General features: G+C 66.2%; 16 protein-coding genes and 1 pseudogene. 9 read left to right on the top strand and 8 right to left on the bottom strand.

Translation table 11 applies throughout. The features are described from left to right. Nucleotides 1–96: 96 nt before the first annotated feature. Together ACWD4A_RS28810 and ACWD4A_RS28805 are read right to left on the bottom strand one after the other, a co-directional pair. Nucleotides 97–474: a fic family toxin-antitoxin system, toxin component gene (locus ACWD4A_RS28810; RefSeq protein ID WP_451198403.1), complete on the bottom strand. Its 378-nt coding sequence runs from the start codon at nt 472–474 to the stop codon at nt 97–99. Then, nucleotides 474–716: a hypothetical protein gene (locus ACWD4A_RS28805; RefSeq protein ID WP_451198401.1), complete on the bottom strand. Its 243-nt coding sequence runs from the start codon at nt 714–716 to the stop codon at nt 474–476. The genes ACWD4A_RS28810 and ACWD4A_RS28805 overlap by 1 nt, the downstream gene beginning before the upstream one ends. A gap of 192 nt (nt 717–908) precedes the next feature. Here ACWD4A_RS28805 and ACWD4A_RS28800 point away from each other — a divergent pair, with 192 nt between their 5' ends. Continuing rightward, nucleotides 909–2,810 carry a helix-turn-helix domain-containing protein gene (locus tag ACWD4A_RS28800; RefSeq protein WP_451198399.1) on the top strand — a complete coding sequence of 634 codons (1,902 nt, stop codon included), beginning with the start codon at nt 909–911 and terminating at the stop codon, nt 2,808–2,810. Nucleotides 2,811–2,823: 13 nt separating this feature from the next. Here the strand turns inward: ACWD4A_RS28800 and ACWD4A_RS28795 are convergent, their stop codons facing one another. Then, a complete protein-coding gene (locus ACWD4A_RS28795; protein ID WP_451198397.1) occupies nt 2,824–3,660 on the bottom strand; it encodes a class II aldolase/adducin family protein in 837 nt (278 codons plus the stop codon). 186 nt (nt 3,661–3,846) lie between these two features. Between ACWD4A_RS28795 and ACWD4A_RS28790 the strand changes: the two are divergent. From ACWD4A_RS28790 to ACWD4A_RS28770, 5 genes and pseudogenes are all read left to right on the top strand, one after another. After that, a pseudogene (locus ACWD4A_RS28790) lies at nt 3,847–4,425 on the top strand (beta-ketoacyl-[acyl-carrier-protein] synthase family protein); the annotation flags it as partial. Nucleotides 4,426–4,617: 192 nt separating this feature from the next. Continuing rightward, nucleotides 4,618–5,778: a flavodoxin-dependent (E)-4-hydroxy-3-methylbut-2-enyl-diphosphate synthase gene (ispG, locus tag ACWD4A_RS28785; RefSeq protein ID WP_451198395.1), complete on the top strand. Its 1,161-nt coding sequence runs from the start codon at nt 4,618–4,620 to the stop codon at nt 5,776–5,778. A 108-nt stretch (nt 5,779–5,886) separates the two neighbouring features. After that, the gene (locus ACWD4A_RS28780; protein ID WP_451198393.1) at nt 5,887–6,831 is read left to right on the top strand and encodes a glycerophosphodiester phosphodiesterase family protein; all 945 of its coding nucleotides are present in this window, start codon (nt 5,887–5,889) and stop codon (nt 6,829–6,831) included. A gap of 90 nt (nt 6,832–6,921) precedes the next feature. Then, on the top strand, nt 6,922–7,728 hold the full coding sequence (locus ACWD4A_RS28775; protein WP_451198391.1) for a thioredoxin domain-containing protein: 807 nt from the start codon (nt 6,922–6,924) through the stop codon (nt 7,726–7,728). A 426-nt stretch (nt 7,729–8,154) separates the two neighbouring features. Continuing rightward, nucleotides 8,155–9,189: an alpha/beta hydrolase gene (locus ACWD4A_RS28770; protein ID WP_451198389.1), complete on the top strand. Its 1,035-nt coding sequence runs from the start codon at nt 8,155–8,157 to the stop codon at nt 9,187–9,189. Between the two features lie 329 nt (nt 9,190–9,518). Here the strand turns inward: ACWD4A_RS28770 and ACWD4A_RS28765 are convergent, their stop codons facing one another. Both ACWD4A_RS28765 and ACWD4A_RS28760 read right to left on the bottom strand, forming a co-directional pair. Next, nucleotides 9,519–9,875, bottom strand: a complete 357-nt coding sequence (locus ACWD4A_RS28765) for a hypothetical protein (RefSeq protein WP_451198387.1) — start codon at nt 9,873–9,875, stop codon at nt 9,519–9,521. A 264-nt stretch (nt 9,876–10,139) separates the two neighbouring features. After that, on the bottom strand, nt 10,140–11,543 hold the full coding sequence (locus ACWD4A_RS28760; protein WP_451198424.1) for an amino acid permease: 1,404 nt from the start codon (nt 11,541–11,543) through the stop codon (nt 10,140–10,142). A gap of 895 nt (nt 11,544–12,438) precedes the next feature. On the opposite strand from ACWD4A_RS28760, the gene ACWD4A_RS28755 reads away from it, so the two are divergent. Together ACWD4A_RS28755 and ACWD4A_RS28750 are read left to right on the top strand one after the other, a co-directional pair. Further along, nucleotides 12,439–13,533 carry a hypothetical protein gene (locus ACWD4A_RS28755; RefSeq protein WP_451198385.1) on the top strand — a complete coding sequence of 365 codons (1,095 nt, stop codon included), beginning with the start codon at nt 12,439–12,441 and terminating at the stop codon, nt 13,531–13,533. 410 nt (nt 13,534–13,943) lie between these two features. Further along, complete coding sequence (locus ACWD4A_RS28750) at nt 13,944–15,965, top strand: hypothetical protein (RefSeq protein WP_451198383.1); 2,022 nt, start codon at nt 13,944–13,946, stop codon at nt 15,963–15,965. A gap of 201 nt (nt 15,966–16,166) precedes the next feature. On the opposite strand, the gene ACWD4A_RS28745 is transcribed toward ACWD4A_RS28750, so the two are convergent. From ACWD4A_RS28745 to ACWD4A_RS28735, 3 genes are all read right to left on the bottom strand, one after another. Beyond that, nucleotides 16,167–17,192 (bottom strand): FUSC family protein, encoded by a 1,026-nt coding sequence (locus ACWD4A_RS28745; RefSeq protein WP_451198381.1) that lies wholly within the window; start codon nt 17,190–17,192, stop codon nt 16,167–16,169. Nucleotides 17,193–17,629: 437 nt separating this feature from the next. Then, entirely contained in the window at nt 17,630–17,971 is a 342-nt protein-coding gene (locus ACWD4A_RS28740; protein ID WP_451198423.1) for a deaminase, read from the bottom strand. A gap of 146 nt (nt 17,972–18,117) precedes the next feature. Further along, nucleotides 18,118–18,822, bottom strand: a complete 705-nt coding sequence (locus tag ACWD4A_RS28735) for a hypothetical protein (protein ID WP_451198379.1) — start codon at nt 18,820–18,822, stop codon at nt 18,118–18,120. A 464-nt stretch (nt 18,823–19,286) separates the two neighbouring features. Here ACWD4A_RS28735 and ACWD4A_RS28730 point away from each other — a divergent pair. Beyond that, the coding region (locus ACWD4A_RS28730; RefSeq protein WP_451198377.1) for a Clp protease N-terminal domain-containing protein at nt 19,287–19,801 on the top strand (515 nt) is incomplete at its 3' end.

Here is a 19,801-nt window from a genome sequence, read left to right as displayed (position 1 = left end):
ACCTTGACGCGGCCGGGGTCCCCAGCGTGGTTCACCGGGGGCGGCGAGGCCGGCCGCGTAGGGATCCACGGCGTACGGGTCGGCCACCGGGTGGCATCAGCCCGACGCAGGCCAGGTCTTGAGCAAGGCGGCGATCCGCTGGGCGGTGCAGGCGGGGTCCAGGAGCAGGTCACGCAGGGCCATGGCGTCCTCCCGGCTCGGCTTCACGGGAACGCCGGACGCCTCCAGGTACATGACGCCAGTGGCGGCCGCCACCGCCAGGTTGGAGCGCTCCAGCCAGCGACACCGCCCCAGCGTGTGCACCAGCGCGGCCGCTCGCGCGTACGGGCCGTCGTACACGGGCTGTTCGAGAAGCTCCGCCCGGTGCCGGGCGCAAGCGGCGACCGGGACGCCGTAGTCGTCGGGCGCGGGGTCGTCCGCTCCGGCGAGCTGGGCGACCCCCAGGATCCAGGCGACGTCGATATGGAGGTTCATCAGGCCGCGTGCGCTCCGCCCTCGGAGGTGCGGGCAGTGGCTTCGGCCTCGTCGAAGAGGTCTTGGTGCTCGTCGAGGAAGCGGGCGGCCGCGGCCATGGCCCGGGCGCGCAGCCCGCTGGTGTCCTCCAGGACGAGCTGGGAGAGGTAGTCGCCGACGGCCATGCCGCGGTCGGCCGCGCGCTTGCGGGCGAGTTCCGCGACGTCGGAGTCGAAGCGGATGCCGAGTTGTGTCTTCGCCATACCTGGACGGTAACAGCTGTTACCGCTCTGCGGGTCTTCGTTTTTCGAAGAGGGATGGGTCGGTGGGCGCGGACTTTTTTCTCAGGCGCTGCGCCCGGGCCTGCGGGCGGTGGGATCCACCCCTCGATAGATGATAGATGCATCTATTATCTATCGAGGGGTGGATCTGATGAATTTGAGGAGATATGGCAGATGTCCTCGTTGGACGGTCCGGTCGGGCGCCCGCCGGTGCCGAAGGCCGCCATCCGAGTCCCGTGGCTTGACCTGCTGCTCGCCGAGGCCCCTCTGGAAGCCCTGGACTGCCACCGGGACGAGCTGATTCGCGGGGGCGCGGACCCGGGTGAGGTGGGACGGGAAGTGGCTGCCGCGCTGCGGCTCAAAGCAGTGCTCGACCAGCAGCGGCGTCGCGCGTCCGAGCGGGCCGCGCTCAACGAGGCCGCCGCGCAGCTCGCCAGCATACGGCAGCCGGAGGAACTCCTGGAGGCGGTCGCCTGCTGGGCCCGCAGGCTGCTGGACGCGGACCTCGCCTATCTGGGGCTGGTGCGGGACGGCGAACTGATGATGGCCGCCACCCAGGGGGCGCTCACCCCCCGGCTGCGGGAACTGCGGGTGCCCACCACGGCCGGGATCGCCGGCGCTGTCGTCGGGCAGGGGCAGCCGGTCTGGTCCAGCAACTATGCGGCGGAGGCACACTTCTCTCGCCACCCCCTCGCCGACACGACCACCGTGGCCGAGGAGATCCACGCGCTGCTCGGCGTGCCGCTGGCTTTGCATGGTCGGATCATTGGTGTGCTTTTCGCCTCCAGGCGGCGGGAACATCAGTTCACCGGCGCGGAAGTCGCCTCCCTGTCCATGCTGGCCTCGTACGCGGCTGCCGCGATCGGCACCATGCGGACCGTGCGGTGCCTTCAGCGCGACGTCGAGCGGCTCGGCACGGAGAACGACGAACTCGAACGGGCTCTGCTGCGGAACCGCCGATTGGCACAAGCGCTCCTCGACGGCGGTGACGTGGACGGCGTGCTGTGTGAGGTCGACGCGGAGGCCACTGGAGATGTGGTGTTCGTGAACGCCCGTGACGGCGTGCCGCCGGACCTGGCCGAACGGGCACCGGAACTGCCGTCCCTGCTCAGCGCCCTGTTCCGCGATCCGGTGACGACGAACGCCCCGGCGCATGTGAGAGCCGTCATCACGGGAAACGTCCCCTGCGGCGCGCTGGCCGTCCTCGACAGCGAGGACGTGACCAGGGACGGGGCCCTGCTCGATCAAGCGGCTCCGTTCGTCGCGCTTGCCGTCACGAGGGAGGCTGCCGTCGCCGACGCGACCCGGCTCACCCGGGACGTGCTCCTGACCGACCTCCTGACCCGCCCGGCTTCCGGCCCCGTCCCGATGCGCCAGCGCATGCGCAACGCCGGACTGGATCCGGCTGCCTCGTATTGCGTGCTCGTCGCCGAGGCCGCCGACGATCAGGGGCAGGTGCGGCGGGAGATCGGCTCATGGCGTCTGCCTCCGGGCGCGGTCCTCGCCGCCCACGGCGCGCGGCTCGTCGCCGTGGTGCCCGCCCCGGCCCCCGAAGCCCTTCTCGGCACGCGGCCTCCCGGCGGGGCGGCCACAGCGACGGTCGGCGTCGCCGGACCCGCTGTCGGCGCGGAAGAACTGGCCCGCTGCCACCGCGACGCGGAACTGACCCTCGACGCGCTGCTCACCCTGGGGCGCGAGGGCGAAGCCGCCTCGTCCGGCCAGCTCGGCCTCTACCGGGTGCTGCTCAGCCACACCGGAAACCAGGAGCTCCAGGACCAGCTCGAGCAGATGGCCGGTCCCGTACTGCGGGAGCAGGAACGGCGCCAGGTCCCGCTGCTGGAGACCCTCCGGGCCTACCTCGACCACGGAGGCCGGGCCACACCGGCCGCCCGTGCGCTCGGCATCCACGTCAACACCCTCTACCAGCGGCTCGGCGTTGTGGACGATCTCCTCGGTCCCACGTGGCGTGAACCTCCGCGCTCGCTCGACCTGCAGCTTCTCCTACGGGTGCATCCCGGTCACAGCCGGGTCGGGCCGGGTGGTGGTCCCGCTCGGCCCGACCCGTCGGCTGGGTGAACAACCGGGCGCGTCAGTCGCACAGATCGGGCTGCTCGGCGACGATCTGGTCCCACAGCGGGCGGAAGTTGAGCCATCCGGCATAGTGGTTGCCGACTTCCTTGGCCGTGAAGGCGGCGGTCTCCTCGTCCATGGAGATGGGGTGGCCGGCGGCCATCGCCATGAGCTGCGCCTGGCAGGAGCGCTCCATGGTGATGAACCACCAGGCGGCCTCGCCGACGCTGTGGCCGACAGTGATCAGGCCGTGGTTCTGCAGCACGGCGCCCTTGGTCCGGCCGACCGCCTCGGCGATGCGGCGGCCCTCCTCGTAGTACCCGGCCGGACCGCCGTAGTCGGCGTAGAGACCGTGGTCCCCGTAGAACGCCGCGGCGTCCTGGGTGATCGGCTCCAGCTTCTTGCCGAGCGAGGCGAGGGTCTTGCCGTAGAGCGAGTGTGTGTGAGCGGCCGCCACCACATCCGGACGGGCCTGGTGCACCGCGGAGTGGATGTAGAAGCCGGCCAGGTTGACCGCGCCCTTGCCCTCGACGACCTCGCCCTGCTCATTGACGAGCAGGAGGTCGGACGCCTTCATCCGGTGGAAGCTCTTGGCGAAGGGGTTGACCCAGAAGTGGTCGTGCAGTTCCGGGTCGCGGGCGGTCATGTGTCCAGCGACTCCCTCGGAGAAGCCGAACTTTCCGAACAGCCGGAAGGATGCGGCGAGTTCACGCTTGCGCAGCTGTCGTTCTTCCTCGACGGACAGGTTCTCGGGAGGGCACGGGATGTCGGCGCCGGGGAGGAAGACGTTCACCTCGCCGAACTTGCCGCGCTCTTCGATCGGACCCTGCTCCGAGGAATTCATGTTCTCGTTCATGTCCCCGACGCTATGGCGGTCCGCAGGGGAGCGTTATGTGCATACCACCCACTCTTTTTCCGGCTCAATGGGAATTCTGTACACCGTGCCCAGGGGCAGTGGAGGAGCCGGACTCTTCTGTCGCCGTCCGGTGGAACAGGCCCATGCCGACGAGGGAACGCAGCAGGCCGTCCAAGAGTGGGTCGGCCGCCCTTCGACACCGACCGCGACGGCTTCGTCTCCGGCGGGGGTTTCGTCGTCTGCGTCCTGGAGTCGGCCGAGCACGCCCGTGCCCGTGGCGTGTGTGTGTACGCAGAGGTCGCCGGGGGAGCGCTCACATCGGACGCCTTCCACGTCAGCGCCCCCGACCCCAGCGGAGCGGGCGCCGCCTCGGTGATGCGCCGGGCCCTGCGCGTCGCCGACGTGGAGCCGCGCGGCATCGACTACATCTGCGCCCACGGCACCAGCACCCGCGTCAACGATCTCACCGAGACCCGCGTCATCCGGGACGTCTACGGAAAACACGCCTACGACCTCGCGATCAGCTCACCCAAGTCCGTGGTCGGCCACCTCATCGGCGCCGCGGGCACCCTCTCCGCCATGGTCGCCGCCCTGGCGATACGGGACGGCGTGGTGCCGCCCACCATCGACCTGGACACGCCGGGGGAGGAGTGCGACCTGGACTATGTGCCGCACACCGCGCGCAGGGCGACGGTACGTGCCACGGCCGTCAACGCCTTCGGATTCGGCGGCCAGAATTGCGCCGCCGTCCTCAAGGAGGCGTGACCGCAGCACGGGGAAGCCAGGCCGCCGCGTGGACCACCTTTGGTTGATGAGAGGTATTCCAACGGCCTACACGGCGGGCCGCCGCGATCTTTAGCATGGGCGGTACCGACATTGCCGGGCCCGGTGAACTCGCCCTTCCTTCGCCTGCCTTGATGTGTGCCCGGAAATCCGCCGTGCCGAAAAGAGTCGACGTTGTCCGCTGTTCATCTCGGTAGCATCCAAGGCCCTCTCCCCACCTTGGCGGTACGGCGCCGTGCGCGCGCCGTACAGGTCGGTTCCGTGACGGTCGGTGGCGACGCACCGGTGTCGGTGCAGTCGATGACCACGACCAGGACGTCGGACATCGGTGCCACGCTCCAGCAGATCGCCGAGCTCACGGCGTCCGGCTGTGAGATCGTGCGCGTGGCCTGCCCCACGCAGGACGATGCGGACGCCCTCGCGGTGATCGCGAAGAAGTCGCAGATCCCGGTGATCGCGGACATTCACTTCCAGCCGAAGTACGTGTTCGCCGCCATCGACGCCGGTTGCGCGGCGGTACGCGTGAACCCGGGCAACATCCGGCAGTTCGACGACAAGGTCAAGGAGATCGCGAAGGCGGCCGACGAGACCGGCACCCCGATCCGTATCGGCGTCAACGCGGGATCGCTGGACCGACGTCTGCTGGAGAAGTACGGCAAGGCCACGCCCGAGGCACTGGTGGAGTCGGCGCTGTGGGAGGCATCCCTCTTCGAGGAGCACGACTTCTGCAACATCAAGATCTCGGTCAAGCACAACGACCCGGTCGTGATGGTCAATGCCTACCGCCAGCTGGCGGCCCGCTGTGACTACCCGCTGCATCTCGGGGTGACGGAGGCCGGTCCGGCCTTCCAGGGCACGGTGAAGTCGGCGGTCGCGTTCGGCGCCCTGCTCTCCGAGGGCATCGGCGACACCATCCGCGTCTCCCTCTCCGCCCCGCCGGTGGAAGAGATCAAGGTCGGCATGCAGATCCTGCAGTCGCTGGGCCTGCGCCAGCGCCGTCTGGAGATCGTCTCCTGCCCGTCCTGCGGCCGCGCCCAGGTCGACGTCTACAAGCTCGCCGACCAGGTCACCGCGGGTCTGGAGGGCATGGAGGTGCCGCTGCGGGTGGCTGTCATGGGCTGCGTCGTCAACGGCCCGGGCGAGGCCCGTGAGGCCGACCTGGGTGTCGCCTCGGGCAACGGCAAGGGCCAGATCTTCGTGAAGGGCGAGGTCATCAAGACCGTTCCCGAGTCGAAGATCGTCGAGACCCTCATCGAGGAAGCCCTCAAGATCGCCGAGCAGATGAAGGCCGACGGGATCGCCTCCGGCGAGCCCGAGGTCAGCGTCGCCGGCTGACGCCGCCTGAGACCGGCCTGCGGCCACCGACTGCCGAACGCGGGCACGAAGCACCGCCGCCGGCCGCGTACAGGATCACCAACCCTCCCTCCTCCGACAGGAGTTCTCATGTCCCGCAAGCTTCCCTTGGCAGTGACGACCGCGGTGCTGGCCTGCTCTCTTCCGGCGCTCATGGCATTCGCACCGGCTTCCGCGACAGGTACGCCGACCGCGCATCCCAAGGCGAAGACGAAGCCGCTCATCATCGCGCATCGCGGTGGGACGGGTGACTTCCCCGAGAACACCCTGCTGGCTGTCGACCAGTCCTTGAAGGCCGGTGCGGACGGTGAGTGGCTGAGCGTCCAGGCGACCAAGGACAACGTCCCCGTTCTCTATCGCCCGACCGACCTGAAGGCCCTGACGGACGGTTCCGGTGCTGTCGCCGACAAGAATCTGAGCGAGCTTTCCGGGCTGAACGCCGGATACATGTTCAAGGATGCGCACGGCGAATACCCCTATCGCACGCACCCCGTCCGTATCCCCACCCTTGAGGCCGCGCTGGACGCGATCCCCGAGGGAAAGCAGATCTACCTCGACCTGAAGCAGTCCCCGCCGCAGCATGTCGTCGATGCCGTGGTGGACCTGCTGAACAAGAAGAAGGCGTGGGGCCGGGTCAAGGTGTCCTCCACGGACGCGGAGATCACCAAACTGCTGGCCAAGGTGCCGGGGGCCCAGGTCGCCGAGTCCCGTGACGACACCCGGCAGAGGCTCGCCGAGGTCGCCCTGGAACACGCCTGCAAGAGCACGCCTCCGGCGTCTTCGTGGGTGGGGTTCGAGCTGAAGCGGCAGATGACCCTCCAGGAGAAGTTCACCCTGGGCACGGGGGACTCTCCCGTCAACGCGCAACTGTGGACCCCCGACTCCGTCGGCTGCTTCGAATCCGCGTCGCACGGCAACACGCCGATCGTGATGTTCGGCGTGAACACGAAGGCGGACCTCCAGACCGCCACGGACCTCGGAGCCGCGGCCGTACTCGTCGACTCCCCTCGGCACATGATCCCGCAGAAGCACTGAAGCAATCGGGGAGGGCCGATGCGGGCGCGCGCCCCGGCAAGTTGAGTGCCTTCCGAAGAAGGGCACCGGAAGGACAAGGATTCAGCGGACGTGAGTGGTAAACGAGACCGAGGTCGGCAGGCGCGCGAGAGGCTGGAGGCAGAGCGTGAAGCCGATGCCAAACGGGTACGGGCGCGCCGACAGTTGATAGCCGGGGCCGCCGTCGTGGGAGCGCTGGCCCTCGCCGGCGGCGTGGGCTTGTATGTGAATCACCGGTCCGACACCACCGCCGATGCGGTGAAGCAGCCCTATGTGGCTCCAGGAGGCACAACCGGCGAAGGGGCCTTGACCGTCGAGTACGGCAAGGCCGACGCCAAGCGCACTCTCGACGTCTATCTCGACCCACGCTGCCCGCTGTGCGCGGAAGTCGAGCGGGGACTCGGCAAGACCATGCGCGAAGAGGCGGACAAGGGCACCTTCAAGATCCACTACCACTTCGCAACCTTCCTCGACGGCGTACTCGGAGGTCAGGGCTCTAAACGGGCCCTGAACGCGCTGGGGGCGGCCCTCGTCGAGGGTGGAACCCAGAAGTTCATGGACTACCTCGGCGTCCTGTACGCGAACCAGCCCGAGGAAACGGGCCCTGACAAGTTCGGTTCCTCGAAGACCCTGCTCGACCTCGCGGGCAAGGTGAAGGGGCTGCGCACACCCGCTTTCGAGAAGCAGGTCAACGAGCTCACCTTCCTGCCCTGGGCACACAAGGTCTCCGACGCCTTCAATAAGAGCGGGGAGAAAGGCACTCCGGCCGTCAAGCTCGACGGCAAGGCCTTGTCGGTCCTCTACAAGAGCAGTGAATCCGTTCTCCCGATCGCCCCGGAACTCTTCAACCAGGAGATCCTGGAGCAGGCCAAGAAGTGACCAGGTGTGTCGCCACGGGGAATCTCGCCGACGCCTCCATCGCAGATGCGAGCGCGATCCCGAACACTTCCTCGCGTTCGCAGGCGTCGCTGCAGCACTCATCTGCTACCCGCAGACCCCCCGAATGAACGAGCTGTAAGTACCAAGCTGAGCGATAAGGCGTCCGAAGGCCATCGTGCGTCATCTCGGCGGACCTCTTACTTCCTTCTCCACAGAGCCCGCGAAAACCATATTCCAGCAAAAAACATCATATTTCTGTCAGGTGCGGAACCCGCTATGGAGCTGGCCTGTCTTCACGGACGCCGCAAACCAGTCATCAGGGCCACATGGGTCCTGTAGTCACCGTAGCGAGGTCTTTCCATGTCGGGCGCCCCATCGGCCACCCACCAGTTCCACCGCCGCCGCCGGTCGCGTGCCAGACGTTGGGTGATCGCCGGTGCATCCGTCGTCACCCTCGGCCTGATCGCCTGGCCCCTCATGACCTACTACGAGATACCCCCGTTCACCGACAAGGGTGAGGCGATCAGCTTCGGTCAGAATGATGGCAAGGGCGGGCAGCAGAAGGCCGACTCCAAGGCTCTGATGCCGCTTGGCCCGCATGCCGACTTCAAGATCTCGGGCACGGTCCCCGAGGACGGCAGCAAGATCGCCGTCATCACGTACCAGAGGGAGAAGTCGCACTTCAAGGGCAAGGTCTGGGTCTGGGCCCCCAAGCAGTACTACGACCCGAAGTACAAGGACAAGGGCTTCCCCGTGATGATCGCGCTGCCCGGTGGCGCGGGCTTCCCCAACAACTACTGGATGGGGACCAACCTCAAGCTTCAGGCATCCGTCCAGAAGCTGGCGGACGAGGGCAAGAGCCTGCCGTTCATCATCGCCATGCCGGTACTGAACCCCGAGAACCACGACAAGGACAAGCACGACCCGGTGCTGGGCCGCTACTGGGACGGCAGTGACATTCCGGGCCAGCCAAAGATGGGCACCTGGCTCACCGAGGACGTCCCGCAGCTCATCAAGGAGAACTTCCGCACTATCAAGTCGCGCGACGGCTGGGCCTTCATGGGATCCTCCACCGGCGGCTTCGCGGGTCTGAAGGCTGTGGTGAAGTACCCGGACAAGTTCAAGGCAGTGATCGCCTCCGGCCCGGACATCGTCCCCGACTCCCAGCTGTGGAACCCCTATCCGAAGGAGAAAGCGGCGAACAATCCCGAGGTGCTCTCCAAACAGTTGATCGCCAAGGGCGGACCGGACGTCTACCTCGCCTTCCAATACGGCACCCTGGAAGGTTCCGTGAAGTCCAAGGTGGATAAGTACATCGCCACTTACGGCAACAAGGGCCCCATCCACAGCCACCTTCAGGTCATCCAGGGCGGCGAGCACGACGCCAAGGACTATGTGAAGGGCATGAACGAGAGCAGCTTGGAGTGGATCAGCCAGCGCATGCAGGGGCCCGTGGCCTGACCGGCCCAATCGACTCCCCTGCTGCTCCTGTCAGCCGCCGGGTGTGTCCGGTGAACCTTTTTATTCTGCTCCTGGGAGTGTGAAACGCTCAGGTCAGATGGGGTGACGTGGCAGGCCCCCTCGTCGTCGGCGTGGTGATTCCACTGATCACGCAGCGTCCGAGGTGCCCTGTTGGTTCCGTATTTCCGTGCCTGACACAAGAGCTTCGTGTGCTGCGGACACCGACGCCACCCCCCCCGATCAGTGGCCGCACCGAAAAAGAGCTTCGTAGATTCAGCGCGAGGCTTGCACGGCTTGAGCCTCGTGACGGCCTGTGACCGGCAGCGATGCTATCGGCCCAGCAGTATCAGCATGGCGCACACCCCTGATGCGGCGACGATCGCCGTCGTCACCGTGCGCAGACGTAGTTGTCGGTAGCGTGTTTCGTATTGCTGGCGGAGTTCGGTGCAGCGGTTGGCGATGTGCCGGGTCGTGGCTTCTGCGGTTTTGGTGCGGGCTTGTGTGTAGTGGTTTTCGAGTTCCTGGCGTTCGGTGGCGGTAAGCCAGGGCGGGTGGTCACAGAAGGCGGTGGCTTCCTGGCGGGCGGTGGCCAGTTCGGCCTGCTGGTAGAGATAGCCGTCGAGCCGGCGCAGTCCGTGGTCGACGGACTGGACGGGGCGATCGTGGCTTTCCGGGTGGTGACCCATACGGGGGTCACTTCCCGTCGCGGGCGGGAAGCGGTGCGGGAGCCTCCCCGATCTCGAGTTCGCTGACCTCGGGATGATGGAGGTCGAAGGCGGGGGATTCCGAGCGGAGGGGACGCCCTCTGAACGTGATTGACCACCGGCGTACGTGTGGACCTCGCGGAATGGGATGTCGCCGGGACGCGGGGATGCATCTTTCACCGACTTTATGCGTAGCCTTCCGCACAGTACTCCCGTGCGGAAGGCTGTCGCCTCAACCTGTCGGCGTTACGACTGGTACCGGCTTCTGGCCGTCCGCTGCCGGAGAAAGCCGACGGCGACGAGCGCCGCCGTGAGCCCTGCCGTGCAGTAGAGCTGAACCCGGGTATCGGGGTGACGGGCCATCAGGGCCAATACCGTCAGGATGCCCGCCAGCGCGATCCATGTCAGATACGGGTAGGCCCACATCTTCACCACGATTCTCTCCGGCGCCTCCCGTTCCAGGCGGCGCCGTGTCCGCAACTGCGCGACGGCGATGAAGATCCACACCACCAGCACCACCGCGCCGATGCTGTTGAGCAGCCAGGCGAAGACGGTGTCGGGCCACCAGTAGCTCAGCAGCACCGCGAAGAAGCCGAAGCAGGAGGAGGCGAGCACGGCACGCCGTGGCACGTTGCCCGAGACCTTGGCGAGGCCCCTGGGGCCCTGGCCGCGGGAGACCAGCGAGTACGCCATGCGGGACGAGCCGTAGATGTTGGCGTTCATCGCGGACAGCAGTGCGATCAGCACCACCACGTTCATGATCTGGCCGGCGCCGGGAATGCCCAGGTGAGCGAGGGTCGCGACGTAGGGGCCGTCCGTGGTGACCCGCGGGTCGTCCCATGGAGTCAGAGTGACGATGACCGCCATCGAGCCGATGTAGAACACGGCGATCCGCCACATCGCCGTACGCACCGCGTACGTGACGCTCCTGACCGGCTGCTCCGATTCGGCGGCCGCGATGGTGACGGTCTCCAGGCCCGCGTACGCGACGACGGAGGCGAGCAACCCGAGCCCGAGGCCGTCCATGCCGCCGGGCAGGAAGCCGCCGTTGCCGGCGAGATTGGCGGTGCCCGGACCGGTCGTGCCCGGCAGGGCGCCGACGATGGCCAGCGCGCCGACCGCCAGGAAGAGCACGACGGCGGCGATCTTCAGCCCGGCGAACCAGAACTCGAACTCGCCGAAGTTGGAGACAGAGGCCAGGTTCGAGCCGCAGAGGAGGGCCATGAAGAGCAGGACCCACAGCCAGGGCGGGACCCCGGGAAACCAGCCGGTCATGATGCCGGCCGCGGCGATCGCCTCCATGGCGATGCTCACACACAGCATCGTCCAGTACAGCCAGCCGGCCGTGAAGCCTGCCCAAGGGCCGATGGCCCGTTCCGCGTGCACGGAGAAGGAACCGGAAGCCGGGTTGGCCGCGGACATCTCGCCCAGCATGCGCATCACCAGCATGACGAGTGCGCCGGAGAGTACGTAGGCGACGACGATCGCGGGACCGGCAGCGGCGATGCCCGCTCCGGAGCCCACGAAGAGTCCACCGCCGATGACACCTCCCAAGGCGATCATCGACAAGTGCCGCTGCTTGAGGCCGTTCGACAGCGTGGCCTCTCCGCTGCCCGCGGATTTCGACGCCGAACTGCCGTCGCGGTCCATGGATATGGAGGTTTGGGTGGGCATGTGTGTCCAGTGATGATGAGAATGACGGTGAACGCCCTTCCCCTCGTGGTGCGGAGATGTGGCCGAGGGGGAAACCGAGAGCTGCGGAGAGGAGGCGAGGTCTGTTCGTCTCTCGAGAGGCTGATCACCGGCTGTCCTGCTCACGCCGGGGCGGATCTTTCCCGGGCCGACAGCTGTACTGCGGGATGGGCGGTCCTGCGGGGAGCCTCGTTCGCCCCCGCGGGTCGCGCCTCGTCCGTACGCACGTCGTCCGTGACGTGACCGGGCCGCAGAACTCGCCCGAAGAACCGTTCCGGGTTACAGGGACGCCACCGCTCGCATGGTCGTCCATAAAGCGTTGACAGTGCATTGGACGGCTGCGCAGGTATTGCCCGGATCCTCACGCTGCGGTGTGCAGCGTGATCCGCTGGTGATCACACATCCGGGCACCTTGGCGGTTCGGCCCGTGACGGTGGCGGACCGGCGCGACGGCGAGCTGAGGCACGACGAGCAGGGTGTGCTGCCGCGCCTCATTGCTCGGATGTCAACTCAGTTCCATAAGGATGGAATCAAAATACAGCATAGATGCATCGTGAAGTTAATGCGGAGGTGGCGGTGACCACGCCGGAGGCGGGTGTCCGGCCGGCGTCGGCCGTGGAAGGGACCTCGCACACGCTCTTGTGGCTCTCCATCTCCTCTCGCAACGTGCCCTCCGGTGATCGTCGGACCCGGCGGGGCGATGTCGGTGCCCGGGGTGCGATCCGGCTGGACACGTGGCCGTTGTGAGAGGGGGGTGTCAACCAATGGCCAACAGAAAGAAGACAGCTCGCCAGTAATCTCGTGGGCGAAACTCGGGAAAGCTGTCTCCTCTTTGAGGGTGTGGTGGGGAGTAATGAAGAGGCCCTACGGGGATGTCATTCCGTTCGATCGGGGTGCTGGTGGAATAGGGGGGCGCAGCTTTGAGAGGGTGCACACCGGATTCTCTTGGATCGGACTGGCGGGCGGGACCGGGGAGACGGTTTGTCTTGGCACCTGTGAACCGTGTGACGAGGGAGGGGCGAATCTCAGGATCGTGCGTCGCAATCCCGAGCAAGTAGGGCTTCCCGATTCTCAGCGGGACGGGACCGCGGAGGTCCTCCCCGCGCTGAGCGCGGCGGACTACAGCAGGATCCTCGACTCCGTCGACCGGTCCGTGACTTCGCGCCTCTTGGGCCATCCGCTCTCCCTGCCACGAGGCATGGTGGTGACCTTGACCGCGCCTATGCGGAGGACGTACGCCGCTGCACAGCCGGCGTTCTCGGTGGTCGGCCGCTTCTCGAGCAGTGTGCTTGCCATATGGGGCGTGTACGTGACGGCGAAAGGCGACGGCGGGCACACGCTCGATGGGGGCTCCGCATTCACGGGCTTGATATCGGTGGCGTCCGATGAGGCGGCGTCGCGGACCAAGGCGTTGCAAGGAGTGGCTACCGCACAGCACGTGGGGAAGGTGGCGGCCAGAGGCGCGGTGCAGGCCGCGGCTGCCCTGGGCGTTGTCCCCGGCGCCGTGTTCGACGTTCTGTTCGGGAAGAGCGGCCGGGACGACGTGATGGTGGACGGACTGTCCCTGGCGGGCAGCGAGCTCTCCCCGTCCGTCCCTTCGCTCATCGCGCTCGCGGTTCCGATGATCCGGCTCGGTACCGGGAAGTCACCGGACGAAGAGCTCATCAAGGTCGAAGAACGCGACTTGGTGAGGCTGCAGGTGATCTATCAGGTGTGCCTGTACCGGAAACTCGCCCAGTGGCATGCGGACGCGCTACCCGGACGGTCTGTGAACGACCTTGACCTGAACTCCGCGGTCGGCGTTCTCGGATCCCGCAAGAGGTACCAGGAGGTTGTCGGGGAAGCCGTGCGGGCGGTTCGCAGAGTTCGAATCGCGCAGTATGCGGACCAGATGGCCAGGGAGGACCGGAAAGGTGTCGGCAGTCTCGACGTCGCCCGGGTCGGGTGAGCTGTGGTTTGGTCGACGGCCGGTCAGCATGGGATCAGCTGAAGCCTGAGGTAGGGATCGGGAGCGGCTCAGGGCTGTGGACCGTCAACCAGTCGCAGACGGTGCCCTCGACATCCGGGAGTTGGCGCTTGTGTGCTGGGTCGGCTTCCGGGAGGGGAAATGCGTCGACCTGTATGTCTTTGAGCGAGAACGACCGGACGCAGGCGTCATGATTTCCCGCCGAGAGCCGTACACCTCCCGTCTCCTGGGTCACGGGAAAGTCCACCTATGGGCGACACACCCCGGAATCGTGGGCAGGTAACTTCAAGGCGTATGCCCGCAATGTGCCGTGTTTTAACCAGATGGCACTTTTTGCTCGGCGGGCATGTGACCGTACATCAGTTACCTGTGATCCACGAAGGGAAACAAAAATGGCCAGTACGCTGGATGAGCTCCGAGGGAAACTTGATCATGTCAAGGCGCAGTTCCGCGCGTCGCTGGGGGACAAGGCCATGAAGAGCGACTTCCCGGGGAATATCGAGGACGCCGTCAAGCAGGCATTCGAACTCCGGGAGTCGCTGCTCAGTCCTCCCTTCTACTCGGTGCTCGGAAAGCGCCTCGCCCGGGTCCTGGAGGCCGAGTACAGGGAGAAACACGGAAAGGATCCGGCGGGCGAGGAGAAGAAACGCCTTGAGGAGCAGGCCCGGAACGATACGCACCGCTACATCCGGGGTGAGGCGGAGGAGGCTTTCCGCAGGTTCACCGGTGGCGAACTGCGTCAGTACGCTCGGAAGGTGCTCGGCTCGCTCGAACTGATGGGCCAGGAGATCCCGGCCAGGGTCGACCTTATCCAGCAGGTTCTCGGTCAGATCGAAAAAATCAAGGGATACGAGTTCATCCAGGGACTGCTGAGCAGTAAAGCCCTTGTGTATGCCCCCAACGTACGGCCGTTGGAGGACATCGCCGAGCAGATGATGGGGCATCAGGAGAAGGCCCTGGAGATCATCAAGAGCTTCCGTTCCTGCCTGGACGGGTCGCCCGCTCAATGTTCGGATGCTGAGATCAAGCGCTGCATCAGGAAGGCGCAGAACCTGGCCGATCGCTACTTCCCGGCCGTGGAGCGGATGTCGCGCAACACCGAGGAAGCGATGAACAGCCTTGAGTTCAAGGTCAACGACCGGATGCTCGAGGCGTACATCCGCCAGGAGGGCGTCGAGGCCAGCAACGTGAAGGCTGTCGAGGAAGCCGCGGGTTACGGGATAACCCTGGCGGAGAAGCTCCTGGAGTCCGTTCCCGGGGTGGACATCTTCGCTTCGCTCGGCGAGCTGATCAGCTCCGTCGGTGCCGCGGCGGTCCGGCAGGCCGGTATAGATTCGCGTAAAGAAAAATTTCTGGCCGAAGATGTGCGCACCGCTCTGTTCCCCAAGTACAACGAGAACCCGGCCCTGCTCGCGGCGGATCTGCAGGCGAAGCAGCTGGCTGCCCTCGATATCCTTCTCAATTCCGTCAACCTCACGATTTCCATTGGCCTCCCAGCGGCCGGTGGGGTTGCCGGTGGTGTCTCGTCGGCTGTGAAGTTCGCGGTCGAGACGGTTCTCAAGGACCGCATCGACCGGGCGCTGGCGGAAATCAAGGACATCCAAGGACCGATCTCCTTGAAGGACGAGCCCGGCATGTGGGACAAGGTGTCCGGCGTGTTCAGCGAGACCTTCGGTGGACCCAGCGAGAACCAAGGCGAGAAGGGCCTGGCCCGTGAGCTTCTGAGCGCGGTCACCACGAAGCTCCAGGAAGCGAAGGTGGCGGTCTCTCAGAAAGCCGACGCGATCATCCATCACGTGGTCGCACTGATCGTGAAGTACGCGAACATTCCGCCCGCCGAGATGCTTACAGGCGTGCAACTGGCCGCGATCCTCGACGAGGTTCATCTGAGCCGGGCACCCATAGGCGCGGTCTTCGCCGATTCGGTGGAGCGGGAAGACCCGACTCCGATTTCCGGGCAGGCCGATCTGCCGGTCAGCATCAAGGGAAAGCGCGTCCTGCGTACCAACGAGAGCCGCAGCAAACTCACCGGCGACGACACGTCGTACTACGTCTCCGTGGACTTCGACGGGGTGGAGGTCTGGGGACGGTACAACCCGAAGAGCCGGGACTGGAAAGCGGTCGACGTGGATCCTGCGGCCTTCACGTCCTGGAGCGATGTCCAGATCTACTCCGACGCCATGGAGACCCGCACCGGTGCCGCGAAGACCAAGCTGACGGGTACTTGGCTGTGGGTGGTGATCCCGGAGTTCGGCTACACCTACATCGCCTTCAGGCCTGACTGCGGCGGCCCTCTGAAGTGGGGACACCGGTTCGACACCTCGGGCGCGAAGGGCAGGAGTTACTCTCTCGACAGCCTGATCCCCGAAAAGCTCCGGATCCACAAGAGCATCGGGGACATCTACGTGCTCTGAAGCGGGGGAGTGAGCTCCCGACATACCATCGGCTCCCATGAATCCCAGGAGTGTCCTGGCGCGCAGTGACGAACCAGCTCACCTGGCGACGAATCGCCGAGCGTCGGCTTTCCTCGCCGGTATGGCCCGCCCTTTGACGACTTGTTGTCGAAGGGCGGGCCATACCGGCGGCCGCTTGTCGTCGCCGTTCGAGGCGGTTCCTCATGACGCGGGCCGTCGACGCGACGCGTCGGGCGTCGGCAACGTCGTCGTGAGACTGCGGGAGCGGTCCGGCCACACCAGGTAGCCGACGGCGAGTGCCAGCCCGCAGGCGATCAGGGTGTCGACCAGCCGGGCGACGAAGGCGTCCGGTGCCGCGGGGGTCGTCGGCTGGGCCAGGATGAGCACGACGACGCTGACCAGCGCCACATGCAGGGCATAGGCGCGATCGGTGAAGCCGGGCAGTACAGCGCCGACCGCCCCGGCGATGACGAGAGTGATCCAGCCGTGCGGGAATTGGACGAGAAGAGCGGCGGTGAGTACACCCGCGATCGTGCCGGCGGTCCGGTGCGCCACACGGTCGAACACCGACTCGTCGTCGATCCGGAACACCAGCGCCGTGGTCATGAGCAACCAGGAAGCGTGCTGCGGATGCAGCAGAACCGCTATGGCGGCGGCGAGACCCAGACAGAAAGCCATCCGCAGGCCTCCGCCCCAGCGACGGGGGCAGGTCAGCGGACGTGGCCGGGTCGGCACCTCGGCAGGCGGTGGGCCCAGAGCGGCACGTCCGGGTTCGCCGGTGAGCCACGCGCCGAGGAGCATCGCCACCATCGGTGCGGTGCCGAGCAGGTAGAAGGCGATGGCGCGTCCGGTCGGTACTTCCGCTCCGACTCCGGTGCCGATCGCGGTGAGCACCATCAGCTTGAGCCCGGCCAGCGCGCGGCCAGGTCCCCAGCCGCCGAGCAACCCGGCCACCAGTCCGGCCAGGGCCAGCATGGCGACCTGGTGCCACCCGGCGGTCGGCGCCGCCTTACCGATCACGATGCCGGCCGCGCCACCGGCAATGGCTCCGGCCAGCCGCCGGACCCGGCCGCCCAGTTCACCGCTGAAGTCGGCGTTGACCGAGCACAGAGCACCGATGATGACGAGCGACGAACAGGCCGGGCCCGCCAGCGTCACCGCTCCTACCACGCCGGCCGTCATCACGATCGCGCTGCGCGCCGTACGGTCCCATGGAATGGAGATCAAGAAGGTGTCCTCCGGGTGCCTCGGTACGTCCCGCGCGCAACCCGAAGAGGACACGGATGCGTGCCGGTGAGGGCTCGCCGGGATGCCGTGGCACTGTCCGGGGCGAACAAAGAGATCACCGCCGAGTAGTTCGACTGCGGCTGCACTTCCATGGCCCGCCGCTTACTTGGCGGCCTGAGAACGCGGTCGCTATGCAAGAGCAGCGCGGGAGCGCGTTTCATCGCTGAGACGTTAGATGGATGCATATCTGTATGCATGCTACATCTAATAGGTCCCGCAGTGCCGCAGTAGTGACCGAAGTCGGCGCGGAACTCGGCGCCGACGCTGCGGCCATCACGGCGTCGGCGCCGGATCCACTGGCCCGTGCCGCGTGTTCCATAGTGGCTTGGACTATGGCCCTTCAACTTCCTGCAGGGCATCGTGAGGCCGCACCTGTATCAGGTCATCTTCCAGGCGACGACCGATCCGTCGTTGTCGGTGTAGTAGACCTTCGATATGCCGGACCGCGCGATGTGCTGCTGACACCGGGGGCAGGGCTTGGCGAGCAGCGGACGTTCGTCGGCCCCGAGCCTGGCTACGTACAGCACTGCGCCCCGAGTCCGCGTCGCACGGCGCAGCACCATTTCTTCGGCATGGAAAGTGCTGTGCCTGAAGTCGGTGCGTGGAGAATTCCGTTTCCGGTTGCTGGACGCGGCGATCACCCTGCCGCCGCGGATGAGAACTGATCCCACGCGAAAACGGTGCGTGGACCTTTTGGCCTGCTTCAAAGCGAGGTGCATGTGCATGGGAAAGCGGGTTCCATCCGCGTGGAGGATCTGATTCGCGAGGGCGTTACGAGGCGGCTGCCGTCACATGAGCCGTGTGCTGAGGCGGAGATCCTTCGCGATCGTCATGTTCTCTTCACCGTGGCTCTCGTGAATGCCATTCACAGATGAACCGAATAGTGGACGGTGTAGCTCCAGGTGGAGAGCGCGGACTTGCTCCCCTCAAAGGTCCACTCGAAGTGGTTGGCCCCGGGCTTCAGGTCTTCCAGGGAGATGACAGGCGAGGTGCTGCCCAGGTGGTCGTCACTGTCCAGTGCCCCGATCACCTTCGGCAGCGTCGAGTCGATGGCCATGCCCACGGCCGGCTTGACGCCGTCCAGCACGGTGGACTTGGCGTAGGACGCGAGGAACTCGATGAGCGTGTCGACGGCGGGGAACGCCCCGGCGTCGATGGCCGCGGTGGCGTGCTCCGAGATGTACTCGGAGATGTATTCGGAAATGTATTCCGAGATCTTTTCGGCGAGTGCTGGCGCGATATTTTGCGGCGTGTCACCGAATATCACCCTGGCCAGGTCTTTCCCGGCGTCGGCATCCCAGGCGTTCAGGATGATGCGCAGTTTCTTCGACTCCGGGATCTTGCCGTTGTACAGCACCCTGTGCTCATCGGCGAAGGTCAGCGTCTGTCCCTTCGAGATTTCCATCGGAGTTGTGGCGATGGTGTGCCGTGCCTTGCCCGCGGTTACGCTTCCCGTGACATAGAACTCATCGGTTCCCCCGATTACCGGGATCCCGATGTCTTCGGTGTCCCGACAGACGACTTTGTCAAGAGCGATCATCAGGTTCATTCGCGCCTGCTCTTTCCTCATGGTGAAATAATCTTGGATGTACTGAGAAAATTTCGCCCGGAGTTCGGCCGACCACGGTCAGCCGCATAATCAGGCGGTGATCCGTAAGTTACGGGACCGTTTTTTACAGGCCTGTCGCCCATGAGGGGACTGTTGGATGCCCATGGGTGACACCGACCGCCGGACCGGGTGATGTGTGGCGTCTTGACCAAGCAGTGGCTTCCACTGCATAGGCGGACGCGCTCGGCTGGTCGTGGGCGCCGGCTCTGTTCTGCGAACCCCCGCTGGGTGTCTGGGCTCCTGCGGCGTACCCACAACAAGCAAGCTGGCCCGGAGATTTCGCTGCGGCACAAGCGAGTGGAATTCATACGCGGTGGGTGAGTGCCAGAGACAGGTCGGTGTTGGGCCGCCCCGTAACCTCTCGGAACCTGCCCGGTCTGAAAACGGAGCCCGAGCGAGGAGAGCAACAGGAGGAGCGCACGGTCGTGGATGCGGAGCTGACGAACAAGAGCCGTGAGGCGTTGAGCGGTGCCAGTGAGCGGGCCGTTTCGGCGGGGCATGCGGATATGACGCCGGCTCATCTGCTGCTGGCGCTTCTGGCGGGTGCGGACAACGAGAACGTGATGGATCTGCTGGCCGGGGTCGAGGCGGATGCGGCCGCGTTGCGGTCGGGGGCCGAGCGGCAGCTCGCGGGGCTGCCGAGCGTGCAGGGGTCGACGGTCGCGCCGCCGCAGCCCAGCCGTGAGCTGCTGGCCGTCATCGCCGACGCCTCGCAGCGCGCCCGCGAGCTGGGCGACACCTACATCTCCACCGAGCACCTGCTCATCGGCCTGGCCGCGAAGGGCGGGCGCATCGGCGAGCTGCTTCAGCAGCAGGGTGCGTCGGCGGAGCGGCTGCTGGACGCGTTCGGGGCGGCGCGGGGCGGGCAGCGGGTGACGTCCCCGGACCCGGAGGGCACGTACAAGGCGCTGGAGAAGTTCGGTACGGATTTCACCGCGGC

The sequence above is a fragment of the Streptomyces sp. NPDC002537 genome, from assembly GCF_053594975.1.
The sequence above is the reverse complement of the archived record's forward strand: the minus strand, read 5'-3'. Positions and strand labels throughout refer to the sequence as shown.